Genomic DNA, 5,650 nt, shown 5'->3' on the forward strand with positions numbered 1-5,650 from the left:
GGTCGAGTTAAGCGGTCGCCCCCTTGCGCATCGGGTGTACAACCTGTCCTCCGGAGCCAGCACCCGGATCCGTGCCGTACTGGACGAAATTCTGGCGCAGACCACAGTGCCCATTGAAATTCACACAGATCCAGAGCGCCTGCGCCCTTCGGACATCCCGGTTGCGGCAGGGTCCAACCAGCGCATCAAGGCCGAGCTGGGCTGGCAGCCGACAATCCCGCTGGCGCAGACGGTGAATGCCATCCTTGGCTACTGGCGAGAACACGTCAGGCAGACTTTGCAGCATTGAGCGCTTGCCTCGCATGAGGTTCAGGCCAGGTGCGCTCTCCGGATCTCGTCCAGACGGGTCCTGTAGCGCAGCCCGGTATAGCGGTAGCTGAAGTTACTCTGCATGTGCAACTGGGCCTTTTTGCCTAACGCCCGGCCCATTGCCGGATCATCGACCAGTTGCAGCATGTACGCCACAGCCTGATCCTGATCCGGCTCAGCCCAGTGCTGGCCGTGATAGTGCGGATATTCACCCTCCAATACCGGGATCAAACGGTAACCCACGGGCAGGCTGGTGTCTGAAGTCATGAAGTCCATGTTGCCCGAATACGCAGTGGCGATCGCTGGTTTGCCCAGTGCCATCGCCTCGGCTACACCAAAACCATAGCCTTCGGACCGATGCAGTGACACGAAACAGTCGCTGCAACGCAAGAGATTCTTGACCTCACTGCTGCTCATCATTCGATCAATCAACGTTACCCGGCCATACAGTGCCTCCCCCTCAGCCTGCAGCTCTGCGAACGCCTGTGGGTTCATGTCGACCCCGTTCACTTTGATCACCAGATGTGTACGGGTATAAGGCCTTTTCTTGAGCAGTTGCTTAAATGCTTCAAACACCCCGTGCGGGTTTTTACGGGCCGAGTACGAGCGCAGATCATAGAAGAACAAAAACACATAGTCAGCTTCAGGCAGGCCGAAATAGCGTCGACTGTAAAACCCGTCCAATTGGATTTCAGTGGCCAAGGGCATATGAACCACAGGTTTGCTGCAGATCTCTTTGAGGCCGTCCATGACAAAACGTGAAGCTGCCCAGATTTCGTCAAAGCGATCCAGTTGCACTGCCCACTCCTGCGGATAGTGCGGCAGCTCCCAGAGCGGGTAGATGATGTTGTAGCCGGTCCATGGACGAGCCTTGTTGATGTGCTCCAGGGCGCCGGCGACCTCATTGCCGTTGATATGGAAAATATTGATCGGCGCAGGATCTTCAACCATGGCCTGGCCAAACTCGACCACTTCATCGTCGCTGGCGGGCACGAGCTTGTAGATATCGTGCAGCTGCGGCGGTTGGTAAACAGCGTTCAGCGACCTGAAGGTGGCTCGCACATGTTCGCCCATACCGATGGGGGCAAATGGGTGGCCGGCCAGACATACGTCACTGCTGTCTTTAATGCTATCCGTCATCAGTCTTCAGCCACTCAGTTTTTCTTCAACAGACGCGAGGCGCCCAGCGCATTGCTCACCGCTTCGAGGTAAGTGTGACCGAAGCGACGGTCGGGCTCGAGGTAAGCACCTTCGGCCCATTCGTTCCAGGCATTGATGAATACCAGGCGCTCGTCGCCAAAGTGTTGCTCACGGGTATCGGTAATCGACTCTTCGAGCCAAGCCTGGAATGCGCCGGGCGTCGACATCTCGAAGCAGCCGCCGGCATGCTGGCGGCGGGCGGTGTTGTCCCAGCCAGGCATCACCCCTTTGAAACGGGTGTATCCAGGGGCAGGACGCGAGGCGAAGCTTACCGCAAGGTCGCGGTAGTCAGCCGAGTGGCCAACAAACTCCGGATTGAGCATCGCACCGGTTGGCGGCTTGGGCTCGACCAGCCCACCTGGCGGGAATTCCACTGCCGCATCACAGCCAAACAATGAGGGATGGAAGCCGGCTGTGGCGAGTTCGAACGACTCGACCATGGCAATGTAGATTTCCCCCACACCTTGCTCGCGGCACGCCTCTCGCCAGCGAGCAGCGGTTTTAGCGAAGTCCGGGAACAGGGCTGGGCGGTAAATCACCATCAGCGGACGATCATCCACTTTGATGTAGCGGTCATCCTTGAAGAAACGGATCAGGTCGTTGATAACCGCAAGGTCGTCGTCTTCACTGTGGGCCTGAGCGATCAACACCTCCTGCTCCAGCCCGTCCCAGCGCCGTGTCCAGTTTTCGTTGGCCCAGCACAGGCAGAACGGGATGTCCGGCTTGTCACTGAGTAGCAGCTGCTCGACTGGACGCTCCAGCAGGCGTTTGCCATCGAACCAGTAGTAGTAGAAACAGAACCCATGGATGCCGTAGCGCTGCGCCAGGTCTGCCTGAGCTTGCAGCACTTCAAGCAAGCGCAGGTCGTAGTAACCCATATCGGCAGGCACCCGGGGCTGGTAGTGGCCCACAAAGTTTGGCTTTGCCTTACTGACGTTGGTCCACTCGGTGAAGCCTTTGCCCCACCACAGATCGTTTTCCGGCACCGGATGGAACTGTGGCAGGAAGAAGGTGATGAGGCGCGGATCAAAGTGCTGATCCAGCGTAGCGCCCCACTTCTTGTTCAGCACGCTGACGTTGTTGGCAATGGCAGCCATCTTGAAATCGTTGCCCGTCGCGGCGGTGGTACTGGACAGGTGGTGGACGATGGTTGCATGCGGATTGTAGTAGACCTCATAACCAGCAGCTCGAATCGTCAGGCACAGGTCGCTGTCTTCGCAGTAACAGGGTAAGAACTCTTCCGAGAAACCGCCAATGCGCTTGAGCAACGCGGTAGGCGCCATTAGGCAAGCACCCGATACGTAGTCGACTCGCCGTGTGTAATTGAAACGCGGCTGGTCTGGGTGTTCCGCAAAGCCGATCATGGTCGAGACGCCGTTGGGCGCTAGTGCTGCCCCGGCCTCTTGCAGATGGCCGCTGGGGTAGACGAACTTTGGCCCAACCACGCCCACATGGTCGTAGTCGACGAATGTCGCCAGCAGCGCTTCCAGCCAGCCAGCAGTTACCTGCACATCGTTGTTCAGATAAACGGTGAACGCGCCGTTGACCGCGGCCATCGCTCTGTTGCAATTACGCAGAAACCCGAGGTTCTCTTCACTGCGCAGGTAGCGGATGTTGGCGATCGGCTCGAGCAGGGTCAGGGTCTCGTCGCTGGAGGCGTCATCTGCAACGATGATTTCTACGGCAAGATCGGCGGGCAGGTGCTGCTGGATCGATGCAAGGCACTCAAGGGTGAGCTTGGCGTTGTTGAATACCGGGATCAGTATGGACACCAGAGGCAACGGCCCAGCGGGCTGGAAGCTAAGCTGTTCGGCATGGCGGGGCAGGTCGTCTGCGGTGAAATCCAGAACCTGGAACAGCGACACAGGCTTGGCTGCGCGGTGCGTGGCCTTGGCTGCGGCGATGCGCGCCCGGACCTGAGCATAGTCCTGCCACTCCCAGACGCCATCGGCGCACGGCAGGTCCATTTCAGTGAGAGGCGACGAGTGGCCCACGCTGCTATCAGGTTCGACGCTGTGAACCGGCGTCGGCGAATGTTCTTGGTGCGGGGGCTGTGGAGCGACGGCGGGTGCGACCGTCTGTGTTGGATCTTCCGTCATGGCGGTTGAGGATTCCTGTAGAGACGCGTGCGTGACAGCTACCGCGTGAGATGGGCTGGCACGTCTGCGATTGGCCGCAGCCGCGTCGGTTGCGTGAGCTGATCAGCTTTACGATAAACCGCTTGTGGGCGCGCAGGCCATTGAATAACAATTGAATAATGAAACAGCCTGCTGACGATTTCCAGCTAAAACTGGAGTCCGAGCGCCACTGTGACGGGACCGTAGATTCTCGCTTTAACCGCGGGCATTGAGCACAAGCATATAGGGCTTCGCCTTTACACGGTACCTGCCAGGTCATTGAGCGGGACGATTACAGGGCTCCAGCAAGGTCAGACGAGGCAATAAACTGTAAGTCGAACATCAGGGGGTGATACTGCCAAAAGCTGTACCCGAACAATTGGGAGATAACGCCTGCGTTGGTGGGGCGTGGCAGCTTGATTGGGCATTTGCAATTAGCCACCCTATTGCCCGCCAGACGGTAAGGCTTTGTGCCACTGTCGTATACATATTGTGTGATAGATTCAGCGTGATGTTTCAAGCGCATTTGATGACTACCAAAGGATAGGTATGCGATTCAGGGATGATGTAAATGGCCTGCGGGCACTGGCAGTTTTGGCCGTTGTTGTATTTCATTTCAATTCAACGCTACTGCCGGCCGGTTTTGCTGGCGTCGATGTGTTCTTCGTCATTTCTGGCTACCTGATGACAGGGGCGATCTATCCCAAGGTTCAATCGGGCACTTTTTCGTTGCCTGGTTTTTATGTCAGCCGGGCCAGGCGGCTGATTCCAGCATTGTTGGTGCTATGCGCCGCCATGCTGGTCTGGGGCTATTTCAACCTCCTGCCTGTTGATTACAAGCAGCTCGGAACGCATGCTGCAGGTGCACTGACCTTTACCTCGAACCTGATGTTCTACAGCGAGTCTGGTTATTTCGACTCTGCATCGCACTTGAAGTGGTTGCTGCACACATGGTCGCTGTCGGTCGAGTGGCAGTTTTATCTGCTTTATCCGCTTCTGATCATGGCGTTGCTGAAGGCCGTTGGCGCTCGTTCGGGCCGGCTGGCGATCGTGGCACTGATGTGTCTGTCATTTGCGCTGGCAACGTGGTTGTCCTACCGCGCAGAGAGCTTTGCTTACTTCATGCTGCCGTCACGCGCATGGGAAATGCTGATTGGCGGAGTTGTATACCTCTATCCGCTGGAGCTGCGGGGCCGGAATAAAGCATGGGTGGCACTGACGGGACTGGGGCTGATCATCCTGTCGTTGGTTGTGCTCGATAGCACCACACCGTGGCCAGGGCAGTGGGCACTGCTGCCTGTCGCCGGTACCTGTCTTGTCTTTGTCGCGGCCTATACAGGAACCTGGCTGACCACCAATGGCCTGGTCGCCTGGCTAGGCAAGACATCCTACTCGACCTACCTCTGGCATTGGCCGGTTTGCGTCTATCTCTATAAACATGGGCTATCCGACCAGCCATGGGCAATCGCGGGTGGTATCGCATTGTCATTTGCACTGGGCTCGGCCTCCTACTGGACGGTGGAGCGGCCAGGCACCCGCCGAGCGTCCGCCGTGGGCACGCTTGGCAGATGGCGCTCCAGAACACGACGACCGCTGGCCATCAGCACCTTCGTTCTGGTAGCGGTGAGCGGGTATACCATTGCTAAAAGCAACGGCGCCCCTTACCGGATTGCAGACGAAATCAAAGCCCTGTCGTCCATTACCAACGTCTACGAATATTTCGATTTCAAGCAGAATATCCGCTACGGGGTGTGTCATTCGGTACCCAAAGATGCGAGCTTTGCGCAGTGCATCGAACCTGGACGCAAGATGATCTTCATCTGGGGTGATTCGTACGCCGCTGCTCTCTACCAAGGGGTCCTGAAAGTCCGTGATGACGGTTATCCGGAGTATGGCATAGCGCAAATGACGGACGGTAACGGGCCACCGTTCTTCGCCGTCTCGGGCAAGACCGATGAAGGCAAGCCGGTTGTCGAGGCGAATAATGATCGACTGGCTGCAGTTGCGATGTATAAGCCAGATGT

General features: G+C 57.5%; 3 protein-coding genes and 1 pseudogene. 2 read left to right on the forward strand and 2 right to left on the reverse strand.

Annotated features, from left to right (window positions below; translation table 11 throughout):
- Nucleotides 1–289, forward strand: a pseudogene (locus GIW04_RS27140) (GDP-mannose 4,6-dehydratase); the annotation flags it as partial.
- Nucleotides 290–309: 20 nt separating this feature from the next.
- Here the strand turns inward: GIW04_RS27140 and GIW04_RS27145 are convergent.
- Both GIW04_RS27145 and GIW04_RS27150 read right to left on the reverse strand, forming a co-directional pair.
- Nucleotides 310–1,383 carry a glycosyltransferase family 4 protein gene (locus tag GIW04_RS27145; RefSeq protein WP_236269898.1) on the reverse strand — a complete coding sequence of 358 codons (1,074 nt, stop codon included), beginning with the start codon at nt 1,381–1,383 and terminating at the stop codon, nt 310–312.
- A gap of 80 nt (nt 1,384–1,463) precedes the next feature.
- Nucleotides 1,464–3,503, reverse strand: a complete 2,040-nt coding sequence (locus GIW04_RS27150; RefSeq protein ID WP_236269899.1) for a glycoside hydrolase family 99-like domain-containing protein — start codon at nt 3,501–3,503, stop codon at nt 1,464–1,466.
- Between the two features lie 672 nt (nt 3,504–4,175).
- On the opposite strand from GIW04_RS27150, the gene GIW04_RS27155 reads away from it, so the two are divergent.
- On the forward strand, nt 4,176–5,650 hold a 1,475-nt coding region (locus GIW04_RS27155; RefSeq protein ID WP_236479375.1), incomplete at its 3' end, for an acyltransferase family protein.

This window comes from Pseudomonas sp. PA-4-8C (assembly GCF_021606625.1).
Classification (GTDB): domain Bacteria; phylum Pseudomonadota; class Gammaproteobacteria; order Pseudomonadales; family Pseudomonadaceae; genus Aquipseudomonas; species Aquipseudomonas lactis.